This window comes from Neptunicella marina (assembly GCF_014270035.1).
Lineage (GTDB): Bacteria > Pseudomonadota > Gammaproteobacteria > Enterobacterales > Alteromonadaceae > Neptunicella > Neptunicella marina.
Genome location: NZ_JACNEP010000002.1, coordinates 434,072 through 451,291, shown reverse-complemented (window position 1 = coordinate 451,291; position 17,220 = coordinate 434,072). Strand labels below are relative to the sequence as shown.

Sequence of the window (17,220 nt, the reverse complement as noted above, 5' to 3'; positions counted from 1 at the left end):
AATACTAAATTCGTATTTTTCTAAAATCCATCTAGGCTTGTTTTAGAAAATAGATTGCGTTGTTGCATTCATATGGCATATCAATAGTGAACAATGAAAGGACGTTAAAATATGCTTAAGCACATCATCATTGCCAGTGTTGTGTTGCTCATCACTGTATTGATTGGCTGGTTAGAAATAAGTTATTGGTGGCAGGCTATTATTGTTGCCATGGTTGGATTTGCGACGTCATTTTTTCTGTCGAAGCAAGCCGAAGATAACGATGAAACCATCACAGCCACTGTGTCACAGCAATCAGATACACACGCTAAAGCAATAGGCTCAGGTACCAGCCGTATTGCTATTGGTGGCGCTACTGTTTCACACTTTGTCGATAAATTATCTGGCGTGTTCAAACATCAGGTCGACGAAACGGCAGCAGTGGTGGATAAATTACAAACCATCGAGCATGACAATGATGAATTACTGCGTGCGGTAGATACCGCCACCCAATGTATTGAGCAGACTGATCAGGGGACTAAGCAAGGCGCCAACAATCTGGATGCTTTGTTAAAAGGTCATCAGGAACAGGACAGCAACATTAAAAGCACAGCAATACTGTTGTCGGAACTGGAAGAAAAAGCCAAAGCGATTGGTGGCATCGTTGATACCATTAATCAGTTAGCCGATCAGACGAATATGCTGGCATTAAATGCTGCAATTGAGGCTGCACGTGCCGGTGATCAGGGACGGGGTTTTGCGGTGGTGGCTGATGAAGTCAGAGAACTGGCCAAAAAAACCACCGATGCAACCCAGGGCATTGAAGATGTGGTCAAACAGATATTTTCTTCCAGTTCGGCATCGGTAGAGGCAATGAATAAGGTAGCTGAAAAGGGACACAGTATCGCGCAGCAAATTGAAGGTGTTGTCGGGATAATGCATGGTTGTTCGGAGTTTACTACAGATGCGTCAGCATCGATGAATCAGGTTCGAAATACGGCGGCAGCTCACACTCAAACCAATAAATCGATTACACAAAATATTTCCCGGGTGCATGGCACTATCAAAGACATCGAAAAAGAGCTTTTTGAAGCATCAGAAAAAGCCATTCAGCTGAGTCGCCAGTCAGAAGATATTTTCCGTCATTTGCAGCACTTTAACTTTGTAGATCGAAATTCACACGTTCGTGAACTGGCTGTAAGTTGCGCAGGTAAAATTAGCCAGTTATTTGAACAAGCCATTCAATCAGGCAAACTCAGTGAAAGTCAGGTTTTTGATTGTGATTACAAACGCTTCGGTGATACTGAACCACCCAAATATTCCACGCAGTATGATAGCTTCGCCGATCAGCATTTTCCTGCCATCCAGGAACCTGTGTTAGAACAACATTCGTTTATTGTGTATGCCGGTGCGGTAGACAAAAATGGCTACTTCCCCACCCATAATAAAAAATTTAGCCAGCCGCTTAAGGGCGATTATGACTACGATCTTGTGCATAACCGCACTAAACGCATTTTTAATGATCCTACTGGTAAGCGCTGCGGTGCTAATACAGAGAGTTTTTTACTGCAAACCTATAAGCGTGATACCGGTGAGGTTATGCACGATTTAACGGCGCCAATCTATGTGAATAAGCGCCATTGGGGCAATTTCAGGATTGGATATCATCCTGAGTAAAAAGCCTTTTCTACCCACTTCTGTAATTGATAGCGGGGTAGAATCGCTATTTATCCATGTTGGAACGAATCTCGAAACTGAAGTTGGAACTGGTATTAGAACTGACATTAATTAGCGCACGGTGAGGGGATTAGCCCCTCACTGCCAATCTCTTAAAGACCAATAACGTCAATATGTAGAAATTCATATTTCTGCACGGCTTATCGATACAAAATAAAGCAGCCACGCCGTATAGTGGCGATATCACGGCATGTTGCCGCCTTTCCCCAATTGTTATTTTGAATCCTATATCTTTTGGCTTGCTAATCAGCAGGTTACAAAATACTCTGGGTATAATAATACTGTTGTACGCAATAAGAGTGAGGCATGAAAGGGACTATCAGGACATATTTGCCAGAAAAAAAGTACGGATTCATAAAGGGCGATGATGGTAAGGACTACTTCTTTCATGAGGATGAATTCCGAGATAAGAGCCACGTTATAAAACTATCTGAACAAGTTTTCGTTGATTTTGAGCAACAAGCTACTCCCAAAGGCTATAAAGCAAAGAATTGCTCGCTTATCGATCCGTTGGAGGTGCTTACTTTCGTTACTCCAGATGAATTTATAACCTCTAGATCAAATGATGTCCGCGGCTGGGATGTTATGGAATATGGTGCGTGGATCCTTCACGGAACATCAAGAGATTCGCCTGATGCAGCAAAACGAGATGTAATAGATAGTGCGAAAAGGATAGGAGCCAATGCCTTAATTAATCTTGATTACTACAAAACAAAAGGATCCGAAGCCGGCACGGGAAGTGGAACTTATTATTACACTATTCATAATTTTCGTGGCCGAGCAGCGACCATTGCCAAGAGGAATTCAAAAGGCAACTATCGAGAAAATGAATTGTCGGGCTTAAACCAACGTGCAGAAAAACTGAAGAAGAAACTAGTTGAACAAACGAAGGCGAGTAAACGAAAGAGAAATATTGTCTGGGCAGTGATTGTCATTCTTTCGATACTCTCGCTAGGAACAGCCCCTGGGCTAATTATTGTACTTTTAATACTTGGCTTTATTTTTGGGCGCTCAACGGATTATGACTATTGGCTAGAAAGAGTCTGAAAAATAAAAGTGCCAGAGTCGTAGATATTGCCCTATTTTTTGTGTCATTTAGCTTTTTTACAAAATAGTAAACTCCTCAGGGGCGTTGGTTGCGGAATTATACGAGTTAAGGGGGGATCGTGCTTTTCAAATATCTGCCAGTCGAACGTCTGGACGTGATTGAAAAACTTAAGATAAGGTTTTCACCTTTTAGATCGTTAAATGATCCATTTGAAGCTTATCCTCTTGTTGATATAAGTGATGATATTAACACTGTTCTTAGTCAGGCCATTGAGGATCTTGATAAGTGTTGGGTAAATGCGCCAGAAATTGAAAAAACAGAGGAAAACAGGAATCTTTACGAGCAAATTAAAGCCGATTGCCGTAAAAATGCTCTAGAGTTCTCAAATCCGTATAAGCTTGGCTCTGCCCTGACTGATCTTTTAAAGCATTTGGGGATATTGTCACTATCTAGAACTAATTCGAGTTTATTAATGTGGTCGCACTATGCTTCATGCAATGAAGGATATGTTATTGGATTTGATGAGCATCATAAGTTCTTCCACAGACGGGATCCTGCTGGGGATATTGTTAGACCATTATCTGTAGTTTATACAACCAAGCGCTCATGTGTTAATGCTCGTCACTATGCCTACCGTCAGAAATTATTCGGGGAAAAACCCATAGAGTGGTCATATGAGGAGGAAGAACGCTTATTTCTAAATCATATTGATAGCCGGCTTTCTATATCTAAAGATAAATACGGAATGGATGTTATTCTGACTGATATTCCTAAAGAGGCTATATCAAGTGTTTACTTTGGGTGTGGCGCATCCAAAGAAACCCAAAATAGGGTTTGGGAAGCATTAAGGCTAAACCACATTCGAGTTCCTGTTTATCAAGCTCGTATATCCAGAACAGAATATAAAATTGAGTTTGAAGAGACACAGCAATAATGCTTATAACAAATGTATTAAGAAATCAAAAAAGGGCTGCACTGCAGCCCTTGGTTTAGCGGTATAAAACTAACAGCGTACTTTACAACGCGGCTTTAATTATCAGTTCGGCGTCTTTGGGTGTAAGGTTGCCGCGCTCGCCAAAACTCATCATGCCATTTTCCATTAGTTTTCTGGGAACCAGACGTACAACCGTTTCTTCCACATTGTGTTCATGCAGATAAATTTTCATGCCCATTTGCTGGAAGAATTGCTCGGTTTTAACAATGGCCTGGTCAATGGCGGCCTCTTCATCTGAGGTGTCTAAATGCCAAACGCGGCTGGCGTATTGCAGCAGTTTTTCACGTTTATCGCTGCGCTGATGACGCATCATTTGTGGCAATACAATCGCCAGTGTCACTGCGTGATCTAACCCATACAGCGCAGTCAGTTCATGGCCAATCTGGTGAGTTGCCCAGTCTTGCGGTACGCCTGCACCAATCAAACCATTCAGTGCCTGAGTCGCATTCCACATCAGGTTGGCTCGCACTTCGTAGTTATCTTTTTCAAAGACACGCGGGCCCAGTTCAATCAGGTTTTGCAAAATACCTTCAGCGAATCTGTCCTGCACGGTGGCATTAACCGGATAAGTGAGGTATTGCTCCATCACGTGTACAAAGGCATCCACTACACCATTGGCCAGTTGTCTGTCCGGTAAACTATAGGTGGTTTGAGGATCAAGCACGGCAAATTGCGGACGCACATGCTCGGATAAAAATGACAATTTCTTGCCTAATTCACTGCGGTTGACCACAGATGCAATGTTAGTTTCACTGCCGGTGGCCGGCAAGGTTAATACACAGCCAAGTGGCACCGCACTTTTTACTTCAACCCCTTTGGCCAGAATATCCCACGGCTCGCCGTCAAATTCAGCTGCTGCGGCCACAAACTTGGTGCCATCCACCACACTGCCGCCGCCTACTGCCAGCAAAAAGTCGATATGATGTTGCTTAACCAGCTCCACGGCTTTCATAAGAGTAGTGTATTCAGGGTTGGCTTCAATACCGCCAAATTCAACTACTTCATGGGTTGTTAACTGCTGCATTACCGTATCGTAAACGCCGTTTTTCTTAATGCTACCACCGCCGTACAGCAGCAATACCTTGCTGTCTTTAGGTAACAGCGTAGCTAATTGTTGAATACTGTTTTTGCCGAATGCCACTTTGGTCGGGTTGTGAAAAATAAAATCTTGCATGAAGGCACCTGTGTTGTTGCAAATAAATGGAATGTGAAGCGAGATAACAGTGCCTGTATATATAGGTACTAATTTTTGTGAAACAAGCCTGTTATGCTGTGGCTAATTTTGTGTAAGGAGACTTTACCGTGACCTTCAGTTCTTTTATTCCGCCACAACGTACACTTATGGGCCCGGGCCCGTCTGATATCGCACCGCAGGTTTTGGCCGCGCTTTCCCGCCCGACGGTTGGTCATCTTGACCCCACCTTTGGCGGCATGATGGAGCAGTTAAAACAATTGCTGCAATTTGCGTTTCAAACCCGCAATGAATGCACTATTGCCATCTCTGCGCCCGGTTCTGCGGGGATGGAAGCCTGTTTTGTGAATTTATTGCAACCGGGCGATAGCGTGGTGGTGTGCATAAATGGCGTGTTTGGTCAGCGTATGCGTGAAAACATCACTCGCTGTGGTGCTAAAGCGGTGGTGGTCGAAGATGAATGGGGCAGAGCGGTTACGCCGCAAAAGCTGGAGGATGCATTAAAGCAACATCCAGAGGCTAAGTTTGTTGCCTTTGTTCATGCCGAAACCTCAACCGGTGCCTTATCCGATGCCAAAACTCTGTGCTCAATCGCCAAACAATATAACTGTTTAACCATAGTGGATACGGTTACTTCGCTCGGCGGCGTCGAAGTAAATGTGGATGGCTGGGGGATCGATGCGGTGTATTCCGGCAGCCAGAAATGTTTGTCCTGCGTACCGGGTTTATCGCCTGTCAGTTTTAGCCCCGCAGCGGTGGATGTGATTAAAAATCGCAAGGTGCCGGTGCAAAGCTGGTTTTTAGATCAATCACTGGTAATGACTTACTGGAGTGGAAAAGGCAAACGCAGTTATCACCATACCGCACCCGTTAACTCCTTGTACGCACTGCATGAAGCGTTACTCATGTTATACAAAGAAGGTCTGCAACAAAGTTGGCAACGTCATTTAACTCAACATCAAAAACTAGTAGCAGGGCTGGACGAATTGGGCATAGATTTTGTGGTACCTGAGTCTGAGCGCATTCCACAACTTAACGCGGTTAATATCCCTCAGGGACTGGACGATGCATCTGTTCGTCGCTCTTTACTGGATGAGTTTAACCTTGAAATTGGCGCAGGACTTGGTCCGTTCGCCGGAAAAACCTGGCGCATCGGTTTAATGGGGTATGCTGCACGTAACGAAAATATTGCCTTGTGTTTAGCGGCGTTAAAGCAAGTGCTGAGTAATTAATGCCTGAAAAGAGTACTTTCAGCATAAAAAAGCCGCCTTAATGGCGGCTCTGCTTAATGAAGATAGGTATCTAAAAATTTTGTCACTTCTTCAAAGTAAAGTTGCTTACTTTTTTGTTCATCAAAAAAGTGGGTGCCATTTTCAACTTCTATATATTGAATATTCTTATTGCGTTTGGCTTTGTCATAAAAATCTTCAGATTGCTCATAATGTACGCGTGTGTCTTTGTTACCATGTATTAACAGTATTGGGCTTTTTATTTGGTTTATGTGATTGATTGCCGATACGTCTGCCAGCGCTTTTACCGCTTTTTCATCGGATACATTGACTATATGTCCGGTATACATGCCCTGATTGTCATCATCTTCCACCAGCTCCTGCAGATCAGAAATACCGGAGACACTAATAATACAGTCAAAGCGCTCCGGTTGTTGGAAGCTGGCTGTCAACGCAACATAACCACCGTAACTTTTACCTAATATGCAGGCTTTTCCCCTGGATACCTTGCCGCTATTGATTACCCAATCCATTGCTTCATAGACATCCTGTTGCATTTTTTTACCCCACTCGAAGTAGCCACTTGATTCAAATTGAGTACCAAATCCTTCCGAGCCTCTGAAGTTTACCTGCAACACCGCATATCCCTGCGTTGCCAGATACTGTATCTCAGGATCAAAATATTTGTAGTCACGACTATGGGGGCCTCCGTGTGGCATGACAATCAATGGTGGGTGTTTGATATTGGGGGGAAGCGTCAGATATCCATGCAACTCAACGTTATCCGATGTCACAAAACTAAAATTTTGCACATGGGGAAACTGACGTTTATTTAATGCCGGGTATTCAGAAACCCAAATTCCTGCTTTTTTGGCTGTCGAATCAAAATAAAAATAGGTTGCGGGTTTATTGTCTTCGGTTTTCGCGAACAAAATTTTGGTTTTATCCTGACTGCGGCTGACAATATAAACATGTTCGCTTTTTAATAATTTAGACAGAAACTTTTCTTGCTCACTATCTTTTTCATCAAAATAAAACTTGCGTAAATAGTCATCGCTGTAATAGGCGCCAATAAGTTCTCCCTGGCTGTTGAGCAGACCATTTTCCACATCATAATCTGGATTACTGTAAATCAGCTTTTCGAATTTGCCACTGACAATATCAAATAACCAAAGTGACTGTTTTCCGGTTTCCCTGTCAGATAAAACATAGGCTTTATTGCCATCATCGTTTACCCCAATCACATTAAACGTAATGCCTTCGCCCAATGTTCGCGTATATAGCTTTTTTAAATCCGCGCCTTCCTTCTCTCTGTACCATATGGTACGGGTGATTTTTTCATCATCTTTGTGCCGTTCAATTCCCAGTCGAACGACGCCATTTTTATCGGCGCTCCAGTAATGGATATTATGCTCATTGTTTTGGATTTTTTCGTATTTGCCATTCGACAGATCGACTTCAAATACAGAATATCCAGCGTCTAAGTCATCATAAGTTGAAACCAGAATATGGTCTTCATCATTTTTAAGGTTGGATACAATGGTAAAGGTTTGATATTCGTACCAACTATTTTTAGTAAATTTGCGCAGGGTGAGTTCTCTGCTTTGTTGTGTTTCGAGGTCGAAGGCATATAAACGACTTACCCTGTAAAATTCACCTCTTAACCATTGCGGATAACTGGCTGAAATAATGATATAGCGATTGCCTGACCAACTAACTTGATCAACTCTGTCTCTGCCTAACTTAAGTTTGGCCAGAATTGAAAAGTCCAGGGTCGGAAATTGGCTATAAATAACAGATGCGCCGTCAGGCGTATTATAAATGGCGGCAATTTTGGTCCCATCGGGCGAAATCTGTGGTTGTTCAACAATGGGTAGTTGGGCAAAATCATCCCACTTAAACTCAGACGCTGCGGTAAATTGGGAAATTGAGATTATCAATAAACAACAAAGTGTTTTGTACATACTTCATCCTTGAATAAAACAAACAAAAACAATATGTTATAGATTAATGTTGACGATGTACACCCACAGGGAAAACGAATCTGTATTTATGCGTATAGGAATAATTGGACTCGGTGATATTGCGCAAAAGGCGTATTTGCCAGTACTGGCTGGCAGAGAAGGTACAGAGCTTGTTTTATGTACACGTGATGCCAAATGTTTGCACAGGATAAGTACCCGGTACCGGATAAAAGAATGTTATACCGAGCTTTCACATCTTTTAGCGGCGGGAGTGGATGCAATTATGATCCACGCTGCAACCCAGGCTCACAGTCAGATGGCGATGCAGGCCTTGCAGGCTGGTATTCCGGTTTTTGTCGATAAACCACTGAGTTATCATTTTGAGCAATGTGAACCGGTGTTTGAGCTGGCAGCTAAACAAAACCTGCCCTTTATGCTCGGATTTAACCGCCGCTATGCACCTTTGTATCAGGATGCAATATCAGCACCTTTGTTGTCGTTAAACTATCAGAAAAACCGTTTTAATCTGCCTGATGAGCCGCGCCGTTTTATTGTTGATGATTTTATTCATTTAATTGATTTTGCTTTGTTTTGTGGCAAACAAGCACCTTCGGACGTTCAGTTGATGACCAGCATTGAACAGAAAAAGCTGGCTACTATCAGTGTGAATTGGCAGCAACAACAGGCTCAATTTCGTATTTCCATGAACCGTTTAAATGGTATTAATCAGGAACGGCTTGAGTACCATAGCTGCAACCAACACTGGCAAATTGATAATCTGCGCCAGGGGGTTCATTACCAGCAAAATCAGCAAATACCGTTGGGATTTGATGACTGGCAAACCACCTTATTTAAACGGGGTTTTGTCACTATGATTAATGAGTGGGTACGTCGAATTGAGAGCGGAGACAGCCAAAGTAATGATATACAGCACCTGTGGAATGTGCACTGGCTGGCAGAACAGTTAACTCAGCAGGCAGAACAACGCTGCCTGAAGAGCTAGCTAACTTATTCGTCAGGGCAGAAACGTTGTTTTAATGGGATCAGGAAGTTAACAATATCCTTATCTGCCAGTCGGTAATAAAGGCTTTGTGCTTCTTTACGAAAAGTAACAAATCCCTGCTCTTTTAATACTGCAATATGCTGCGATAGTGCTGACGCACTTAATTCTGAGCGCGCTAATAATTCGCCCACATTTTTCTCACCATCAATCAGATGACACAACACCAGTAAACGATGTTGATTGGCCAGACCTTTTAAAAATGCAGCAGCTTGTGCTGCGTGTTCTGTATCGAGTAATGCGTTTTCACTCATTTTGACTGCAACCTTTTAGAAACAAACATGCCAATTAACATGGCGATAATAAAATACAGCAAAGGCTGTGTTGCATAAACTAAAGATGCCACTGCGGGGCCCGGGCATAAACCTACCATTCCCCAGCCTACACCAAATAAGATGGAGCCGAGAATTAAACTTCGATCAACTTTGAGTCGCCTGGGTAAATTAAATCCCGTGGCATAGAAAGGTTTTCGCATCTTAAATCGAAGCGCATAGCCTATCGCAGCGACAACTAAAGCAGACCCCATGACCAAAGCAAGACTTGCATCCCATTGGCGTGTGATGTCGAGAAAATCCAGTACCTTTTGTGGATTGGTCATTTGCGCAACCGTTAATCCCAAACCAAATAATAATCCTGCCAGCAATGCGGATAAATCTTTCATGTCAGCTTCCCACCAGCCAGACGGTTAGCATAGCACTGAGCATAAAAACAAGTGTCGCAATAATTGAACGTTTAGATAAACGACTAATTCCGCAGACACCATGTCCGCTGGTGCAGCCATTAGAAATAACGGTTCCGGCACCCACCAGGAATCCAGCCATAACCACTTTTAATGTAGAACCTTGTGGTGCTGACGGTAAAGGCATGCCTAATTGTACTGCTAACCAGCACCCACCTAATAATCCTCCGACAAAATACATGCGCCAGCGTGCTTCTGGTTCAAGAGATAATCGCATACCGGCCACAATACCTGTGATACCTGCTATGCGGCCAATCAAAACAAATAATAATAGTGCAGACAAGCCAATAAACAGGCCGCCAAGCAGAGCACTATAAGGTGTAAAATTGTGCATTATTCTGTACCTGGATTGCATAATACAAAGCTGGCATTCTGCCATTTATCATTGCTTTGTGTCACTTATGTACATAAGTTTTAATTCCTATTAGATAGGTTAAATCAATAGTTTAGGCAAGCGTTGAACGCTAATTAATAAACACCAATATGATGAAAGTTTATTTATCTGAGGTGCTTGTAACCTGTTAACTTGTTGGTAAAATCAGCGACAATATTTTTGCTTGCAAAAATAGACACCAAGGGGTGCTGGGCGCAAATGTTGCCTGGCTGAGATCCAGCGATGGGAACCCTTATACCTGATCCGGATAATACCGGCGTAGGAATGGGCTGCTGAAGCAATAACCTTTTTACCTGCCGTAATGCCGGGTCTTTTCTGAATGAAGAGATCCTATGAAAAACTCAAAATTAACTTATCTCACCAGTTTAATCTCACTCTGTTTAACGCCAGTAGCATTGGCTGATGACGTTGCTGCTGATGCTGAATTTGAATCGATCGTGGTGCACGGCACCTTAAATGAAACCCCGTTATCTGAGCTGGCATCCAGTGTTAGCGTGTGGGATCCACAAGCCATTGAAGCGCGTCATGCACAGCATATTGAAAGCATGTTTAACAGCGCGCCCAATGTGAATTTTGCCAGTGGCGCCAGTCGTGGTCGTTTTGTGCAAATTCGTGGCATAGGTGAGCGCAGCCAGTTTGTGGACCCGATTAATCCTTCGGTCGGTTATTTAGTTGATGGCATCAACTATTCAGGTTTATTAGCCGGTGCCAGCATGTTTGATGTGGCACAGGTTGAAGTATTTAAAGGACCAAACAGCGCACGTTTTGGTGCCGATGGTCTGGCGGGCATGATCAATGTCATCACCAGCCCAACCTCAGCCACCACTAGTATCGATGCCTTGTTTGGCATGGCTAATTATGGTAGCTGGTATACCGGATTAGCGGCCGGCGGCGCGTTATCAGATAACAGCCAGTACCGTGTTTCTGTACACCGTAATCAAAGTGATGGTTTTGTCGAAAACACCTATTTAGGCCGTGACGATACCAATGGTGTCGATGAGCTGACCGCCAGAGGTAAAATCCTCTGGCAGGCAAGTGAAGACTTAAACATAGATACGATTTTCCATTTTATCGATGTTGATAATGGCTATGATGCTTTTTCGCTTAATCGTGACCGCACTACCTTGTCGGATGAGCCCGGGTTTGATCGTCAGCAAAGCCGCGCAGTGGCAGTAAAAGCCAGTTACAGCGGCTGGCAATTTGCCAGTCTGGATGTGCAAATATCCCATTTAAATGCCAATTTAGGGTACGGCTTTGACGAAGACTGGAGTTACGTTGGCATTGCGCCGGGCTGGGAATATTCAAGCACCGACAGCTATTTACGTGATCGCAACGATACCAGCATTGACGTTAAATTAAGCCATTATGGCAATGAGCATAACGGCTGGACGTTTGGCGCTTATCTTGCCAATAAAGACGAAGATTTACAGCGCGACTTTTTTGATTGGGATGCCTACACCACAGCGCAGTTTTTTAGTGATGTAAAACGTAAAGACAGTGCTGTTTTTGGCGAAATCAGCCGTGGGCTTTCAGCACAAAGCTGGTTTACCGCCAGTTTGAGATTATCGTCACAATCACTGGATTACGCTGATACCAATAGTGTGGATACTCATATTCGTGATAACGACTGGGGCGCGGAACTGAGTTATCACTATCAGCTAAGCGAAAACCAGATGCTGTACATCAGCCTGCAACGCAGCTTTAAAATGGGTGGCGTGAATGGCGAAGCGCTGGGTAAACAGGGCGACAGTGATTTTTCAGATTATCAGGACTTACTGCTCTCGCATAAAACCTTTGAACCAGAGTCGTTGTTAGGCACTGAAATTGGCACCAAAGGCTCATCTGCCGACGGCCTGTTTGCCTACGATATCAATCTGTTTTATCAATGGCGTGATGATATTCAGTACAAAAACTGGTTTGTGAATGACCAGTCGTTTGCCGGGTTCTACAACAATGCCGCTGATGGCAAAAACTATGGCGTGGAAATGCAGTTACGCTATCAGCTCAATGACACGCTAAGCACCTTCGCTAATTTAGGATTATTAAAAACTGACATTAACGGCATTACCCGTGAAGACGGCGATAGCATTATTGCGCTGGATGGTCGTGAACAAGCTCATGCTCCCTCATATATGTTAAACGCTGGGGTAAACTGGCAACTGGATACCAACTGGAACTGGTTAGTGGAGTTTGATGCTAAGGACGATTTTTATTATTCGTACAGTCACGATTCCCGTTCGGACAAAATGTTTGTGGTGAATACCAGCCTGGATTATCAGTTCAGTCAGTGGAAGCTGAGTGTGTATGCACGTAACTTATTTGATCGCACCTATGCCAATCGTGGTTTCTATTTTGGTAATGATCCACGCGATGAATATCTGGCGCACACCTATGAACAATTTGGTGAACCAAGACGTGTGGGCATTAGTCTGAGCTATCACTATTAATGAAGGCATTCAGCGGCAGTTGAAATGACTGTCGCCAACAAGGATATTTATTATGAAGTTAATCGCAGAGATTTCGCTTTATCCGTTAAATCAGCAATACATCACACCTATTAAACGTTTTATTGAACGTTTAAATCAATATCCGGAACTGACCATTGATACCGGGCGTACATCAACCGTGGTCGAAGGTGAATATATTTCTACCATGAGAATACTGGCGGAAGAAATGCAGCGTAGTCATCAGGAAATTGGTCAGGCTTCTTTTGTGTGTAAGTTTTTAAATGGCGACGCCATAGGCAGCGGTAAATGAGTCTGATATCAACGCTCGGTGAACAATGGCAGCAACAATCGCCGTGGGAAATTGTGGCTGTAGTATTGGCTGTTGCCTATGTCTGGCTGGCTGCCAAACAACATATTGCATGCTGGTTATGCGCGTTAATCAGTACCGGTATTTATGTGGGGTTGATGTGGGAAGTGAGTTTGCCCATGCAATCACTACTTAACTTGTATTACCTGATTATGGCAATCTATGGCTGGTACTGTTGGCGTAAACCTAAACAGGGTGTTGAGCTAAAAGTGCATCAAATGAACTGGCAAACACATCTGATGATTATTGCCGGTCTGCTTGTCATCAGCGCGGGTTTAATTGCCGTGGTAGGAAAAAGTTTTTCGCCCCGGTTGCCTGAGCTGGATGTTCTGGTCACCGTTTTTAGTTTATATGCAACCTGGCTGGAAACGCGCAAGGTGCTTGAAAGCTGGCTTTACTGGCAGGTCATTAACACTGCGGGTATTTATTTGTGCTGGGCAACGGGCTTGTATTTAACTGCATTGTTGCTATGTATGTATTTAGGATTTGCTTTTTACGGTTATCGTCAATGGCAACAGGATATGAATTTGCGACAACAGGAACCTGAATGCGCATAGAACAGGATTTGCAACAACGGCTGTCATCTCTCAGTTTTGTCAGTGATGGTTTTCATCTGCAAAAAATTGATGGCGGTACCATCAATAATAATTACTATCTGGAAACCGCAGGTAATAAATATCTGGTTAAGTATTTTGTGGGTGAGGAATTTGTATTACTCACCCGCAATGAAACGTTTTCCTTGCAGTTGAAACTGGCTAAATCGGGATTGGCGCCTGAGCCAGTCTATATCTCTGATGATGGTTTGCTCTACATTGAAAAATGGCTGGATATTCAAACACTACGCGACAACAGTTTTGATCCCAAAGTGCATTTACCTATGCTGGCGTCCGCTCTGAGCCGGGTACATGCCATAAAAGCCGATGTAGATGAATTACCTCTGTTAGCTCAGTGGCAGCGTTATTTAAGCCGAATATCCAGCAATAGGGGGCAGTGGCAGGAACGTATTGATAAAATATCTCCCCTGTGGATGCGTGCTAAGCGCGATTGTTTTTGTCATCACGACTTAACGTTTGAACATGTGTGTACGGCACCACAGGGAATTTTACTCGACTGGGAATATGCTGCGATTTCCAATCGTTATTTTGATATTGCCAGTGCCGCACTGGCAAACGAATTGACCACTCGACAATTAGTCAAATTATGTCGTTATTATGCTGACTGTTGTCAGTTAAATGGCAGACAGGTCACTCGGGATGTCGTGCATATGTTGCCGCTGGCTCAACTCACGTCAGACTTGTGGTACGCTGCTGCAAAAGGCTAAATGCTTAAAAAAACAGCGTATGAACAAATTTTTAAAACTGAGCAGTGCTTTTTGCTTTACCTTTAATTCGCCATAAGTATAATGCGCCTTCCATCAGCAGGGGTGTAGTTCCAATTGGTAGAACAGCGGTCTCCAAAACCGATGGTTGGGGGTTCGAGTCCCTCCACCCCTGCCACTTTTCTCAGGTATTTTCCTTTATTAAAAGTGTGCTAATCTGCTGGTCATGACGACACTTTCTGAATACCAAAAAAACGTTTTATCTGAACTGGGCATTACTCAGTGGGTGTTGCGTGAAAACGCAGAATCTGCGCATGAACAAACGCAGTCTCAACCTGTTGAATCAGTTACAGCTTCAAATCAAAAAACTGTGTCCAGTCAGGAAGTTGCTTTGGCAAAACTGGCGTTATTAAAACAACAGGAACAACCAGCCCAAGCCGAAAATCAGCAACAAGATGACGTTCAGACAAAACCAGCGTCCGATAATCCTGTGGTCGAGTCTGTACAGCCTGATCCTGTTGTCATTAAGTTAAATCATAATCATCCATTAGTGCAGGATTTGGTTACTTATTTATGTTTGGCCGGCAATATTGACGATAGAACACAGCTTTCACTTAAGTGGGTTGAAGGCGATTCAGTGTCGCTTGATGGCGATACGTTAAGTACGCCTTCGCTGACCAAACTTACTCAATCAACGGACTGTAAAAAACAACTTTGGCAAGTATTGCAAACTTGGACAGCCTGATTTTTCAACCGCTAACGGTGTCGTTAGCCAAGCCAGCTTACGATCTCTATTGCCGATTTCAGGCATATCCGATGTCATACGCTAATTTTTTATCCTGTTTAAGTGGTAAATATTTCGCCTTTGTTGCCTATCAGAACGAACAGCTGGTTGGATTGTATTTAGCGCATCAGGTGTTAGATGAACTCACTTTGATTGAAGTGGGGGTTGCTCCCGAATATCGTGGTAAAGGCTATGGCAAAGCCTTAATGCAACACTTCGAGCAGCAGGGGGTAAAAAGAGGGGCTCAGCAGTTCTGGCTTGAAGTACGTGAATCCAATCATATTGCCATTGCCTTGTATCAATCGTTAGATTTTAGCGAAATCGAAATCCGTAAAAATTATTACCCCAGTGAAAATGGTCACGAAAATGCCGTGGTTATGAGTAAGTTTACCTTTTGAGCTAACTGCGTATTTAATTTACACGCTTAAACTAACAAATTGTTCCGCTGTCATTGACCCGAGGTGCAAATTTATGAAGACTATAGCGCCATAATAAAGGCTGTCTTTTTATGGGCAGACAATAACAAAGTTCAGGAACATAATTTAATGAGTACATTATCCAGTACTGATGCACAGGCTTTATTATCTGCTGCAGAGCAGGTTATTCAAAACGCCTACGAACCCTATTCCCATTACCCTGTTGGCGCTGCTATTTTGCTTGGCGACAATTCTGTTGTTACCGGCGTAAACGTTGAAAATGCTGCTTATCCATCTGGTATTTGTGCTGAGCGTGTTGCCATTGGTAACGCCGTTAGTCAGGGCAAAAAAGACTTTAAAGCGATAGCCGTTTATTCACCCAAAGGTGATATCAGCCCGTGTGGTATGTGCCGTCAAACTATCTCTGAATTTGGTCCGGATATTACGCTGGTCTTTAAATGGCAAGGTGAAATAAGACAACTACCAATCAGTGAGCTGTTGCCGTTTTCATTTAGTAATGAAACCATGGGTAAAGATAATTAAACAATAAGGACGTGGCTAATGAGTCTGCAAAAACACAATCTTAATCAGGAGTTTGTTGTTATTGCGCCAGATGATAAGGCAACGCCACGCCCTTTAACCGCTGATTTTTATCAGGCACTGGATCGCGATTTCAATTTATTTAAACAGCACCAGCTTATTTCTACTCATCAATTTGATTGTGACTGGAACATGTGGGAAAGGCACCCTTACGGTGATGAAGTGGTATTGTTATTAAATGGAACCGTCACACTAATTATTGAGCATAATCATCAAAATCAGTTTGTTGAGTTAAATCAGGCCGGTGATTATGTTTTAGTGCCCCAGGGCTTATGGCATACTGTAAAAACCAATCAGTTGAGCCAGCTGTTATTTATTACGCCGGGTGAAGCTACAGAGCATAAGCCGCTCCAGACATCAGCCACCGGGATATATTGATGGGTATTAAAAATCCTCAGCAAATGAAAAATGCCGTCAATGCCTCCATGTTAAATCGCACCGGTAAAACCACTGAGCAATGGGTTGATTTGGTTAAACAAAGTGGGCTCGATTTGTCTGATCAAAATGCGGTGCGTAAATGGTTGAAATCTGAGCATAGTATTCCACAAAATTCCCAATGGGCGATTGCAGAAGCTGCGGCTTTGGGTGCTGGCTGGACACCTCCCACACTCGAGCAGCAAATTGATGCGCAATACACAGGCAAAAAAGCGCAATTCCGCGAAACATTCGCGCAGCTGCGCGATGTCATAATGCAACTAGGTGATGATGTTAGCGTTGAAGGACGTGCAGGTTATATTCCTTTTAGCCGTAAACGTCAGTTTGTTGCTATCGCAGTTACCCAAAATCGACTTGATCTCGGCTTGCGTTTTACTGACGCACCAGACTCGCCACTTTTACAGCCCTGTAGTGCACCTGGTCAGTCCACTCATAAAATTTGCATTAGGGCGGGAGAGAAAATCCATATTGATATCACTAAGTTAATACAACTGGCGTACAGTCAAAATGGATGAGG

Annotated in this window: 19 protein-coding genes, 1 tRNA gene and 1 riboswitch; of the genes, 15 read left to right on the top strand and 5 right to left on the bottom strand. The window is 43.4% G+C overall.

Annotated elements, in window-relative coordinates; genetic code table 11:
- Positions 1–111: 111 nt before the first annotated feature.
- The 3 genes from H8B19_RS04460 (at position 112) to H8B19_RS19210 (ending at position 3,698) form a co-directional block, all read left to right on the top strand.
- Positions 112–1,656, top strand: coding sequence for a methyl-accepting chemotaxis protein (locus tag H8B19_RS04460; RefSeq protein WP_186505570.1), 1,545 nt, complete (start codon positions 112–114; stop codon positions 1,654–1,656).
- Between the two features lie 366 nt (positions 1,657–2,022).
- A complete protein-coding gene (locus H8B19_RS04455; RefSeq protein ID WP_186505569.1) occupies positions 2,023–2,763 on the top strand; it encodes a cold shock domain-containing protein in 741 nt (246 codons plus the stop codon).
- Between the two features lie 119 nt (positions 2,764–2,882).
- Complete coding sequence (locus H8B19_RS19210) at positions 2,883–3,698, top strand: DUF2971 domain-containing protein (RefSeq protein WP_186505568.1); 816 nt, start codon at positions 2,883–2,885, stop codon at positions 3,696–3,698.
- Positions 3,699–3,780: 82 nt separating this feature from the next.
- Here the strand turns inward: H8B19_RS19210 and H8B19_RS04445 are convergent, their stop codons facing one another.
- The gene (locus tag H8B19_RS04445; RefSeq protein WP_186505567.1) at positions 3,781–4,932 is read right to left on the bottom strand and encodes an iron-containing alcohol dehydrogenase; all 1,152 of its coding nucleotides are present in this window, start codon (positions 4,930–4,932) and stop codon (positions 3,781–3,783) included.
- A 167-nt stretch (positions 4,933–5,099) separates the two neighbouring features.
- On the opposite strand from H8B19_RS04445, the gene H8B19_RS04440 reads away from it, so the two are divergent.
- Entirely contained in the window at positions 5,100–6,182 is a 1,083-nt protein-coding gene (locus H8B19_RS04440) for a pyridoxal-phosphate-dependent aminotransferase family protein (RefSeq protein WP_194362634.1), read from the top strand.
- Between the two features lie 53 nt (positions 6,183–6,235).
- Here the strand turns inward: H8B19_RS04440 and H8B19_RS04435 are convergent, their stop codons facing one another.
- Positions 6,236–8,143: an alpha/beta hydrolase family protein gene (locus H8B19_RS04435; RefSeq protein ID WP_186505565.1), complete on the bottom strand. Its 1,908-nt coding sequence runs from the start codon at positions 8,141–8,143 to the stop codon at positions 6,236–6,238.
- An 88-nt stretch (positions 8,144–8,231) separates the two neighbouring features.
- Between H8B19_RS04435 and H8B19_RS04430 the strand changes: the two genes are divergently transcribed.
- Positions 8,232–9,146, top strand: a complete 915-nt coding sequence (locus tag H8B19_RS04430; protein WP_186505564.1) for a Gfo/Idh/MocA family protein — start codon at positions 8,232–8,234, stop codon at positions 9,144–9,146.
- A 5-nt stretch (positions 9,147–9,151) separates the two neighbouring features.
- On the opposite strand, the gene H8B19_RS04425 is transcribed toward H8B19_RS04430, so the two are convergent.
- The 3 genes from H8B19_RS04425 to H8B19_RS04415 are packed head-to-tail and all read right to left on the bottom strand — an operon-like array spanning position 9,152 to position 10,276.
- Positions 9,152–9,457: an ArsR/SmtB family transcription factor gene (locus tag H8B19_RS04425; RefSeq protein WP_186505563.1), complete on the bottom strand. Its 306-nt coding sequence runs from the start codon at positions 9,455–9,457 to the stop codon at positions 9,152–9,154.
- Positions 9,454–9,864 (bottom strand): DUF6691 family protein, encoded by a 411-nt coding sequence (locus H8B19_RS04420; protein ID WP_186505562.1) that lies wholly within the window; start codon positions 9,862–9,864, stop codon positions 9,454–9,456. The genes H8B19_RS04425 and H8B19_RS04420 overlap by 4 nt, the downstream gene beginning before the upstream one ends.
- 1 nt (position 9,865) lies before the next feature.
- Positions 9,866–10,276 carry a YeeE/YedE family protein gene (locus H8B19_RS04415; RefSeq protein WP_186505561.1) on the bottom strand — a complete coding sequence of 137 codons (411 nt, stop codon included), beginning with the start codon at positions 10,274–10,276 and terminating at the stop codon, positions 9,866–9,868.
- A gap of 231 nt (positions 10,277–10,507) precedes the next feature.
- Positions 10,508–10,618, top strand: a riboswitch (TPP riboswitch).
- Positions 10,619–10,668: 50 nt separating this feature from the next.
- Between H8B19_RS04415 and H8B19_RS04410 the strand changes: the two genes are divergently transcribed.
- The 10 genes from H8B19_RS04410 to H8B19_RS04365 all read left to right on the top strand — a co-directional run bounded on the left by H8B19_RS04410 (position 10,669) and on the right by H8B19_RS04365 (position 17,218).
- The gene (locus H8B19_RS04410; protein ID WP_186505560.1) at positions 10,669–12,783 is read left to right on the top strand and encodes a TonB-dependent receptor; all 2,115 of its coding nucleotides are present in this window, start codon (positions 10,669–10,671) and stop codon (positions 12,781–12,783) included.
- A 52-nt stretch (positions 12,784–12,835) separates the two neighbouring features.
- On the top strand, positions 12,836–13,093 hold the full coding sequence (locus H8B19_RS04405; RefSeq protein WP_186505559.1) for a hypothetical protein: 258 nt from the start codon (positions 12,836–12,838) through the stop codon (positions 13,091–13,093).
- Positions 13,090–13,707: a nicotinamide riboside transporter PnuC gene (gene pnuC / locus H8B19_RS04400; RefSeq protein WP_186505558.1), complete on the top strand. Its 618-nt coding sequence runs from the start codon at positions 13,090–13,092 to the stop codon at positions 13,705–13,707. Before H8B19_RS04405 ends, pnuC begins: the two co-directional genes overlap by 4 nt.
- The gene (locus H8B19_RS04395; protein WP_186505557.1) at positions 13,698–14,471 is read left to right on the top strand and encodes a phosphotransferase; all 774 of its coding nucleotides are present in this window, start codon (positions 13,698–13,700) and stop codon (positions 14,469–14,471) included. The genes pnuC and H8B19_RS04395 overlap by 10 nt, the downstream gene beginning before the upstream one ends.
- A 98-nt stretch (positions 14,472–14,569) precedes the next feature.
- Positions 14,570–14,646, top strand: a tRNA-Trp gene (locus H8B19_RS04390).
- A 48-nt stretch (positions 14,647–14,694) separates the two neighbouring features.
- Positions 14,695–15,213, top strand: a complete 519-nt coding sequence (locus H8B19_RS04385; RefSeq protein ID WP_186505556.1) for a hypothetical protein — start codon at positions 14,695–14,697, stop codon at positions 15,211–15,213.
- 17 nt (positions 15,214–15,230) lie between these two features.
- Entirely contained in the window at positions 15,231–15,650 is a 420-nt protein-coding gene (gene rimI / locus H8B19_RS04380) for a ribosomal protein S18-alanine N-acetyltransferase (RefSeq protein ID WP_338401491.1), read from the top strand.
- 63 nt (positions 15,651–15,713) lie between these two features.
- Positions 15,714–16,211 carry a cytidine deaminase gene (cdd, locus tag H8B19_RS04375; RefSeq protein WP_422121143.1) on the top strand — a complete coding sequence of 166 codons (498 nt, stop codon included), beginning with the start codon at positions 15,714–15,716 and terminating at the stop codon, positions 16,209–16,211.
- A gap of 18 nt (positions 16,212–16,229) precedes the next feature.
- A complete protein-coding gene (locus H8B19_RS04370; protein WP_186505553.1) occupies positions 16,230–16,646 on the top strand; it encodes a cupin domain-containing protein in 417 nt (138 codons plus the stop codon).
- Positions 16,646–17,218 (top strand): DUF5655 domain-containing protein, encoded by a 573-nt coding sequence (locus H8B19_RS04365; RefSeq protein ID WP_206683158.1) that lies wholly within the window; start codon positions 16,646–16,648, stop codon positions 17,216–17,218. The genes H8B19_RS04370 and H8B19_RS04365 overlap by 1 nt, the downstream gene beginning before the upstream one ends.
- Positions 17,219–17,220 lie beyond the last annotated feature (2 nt).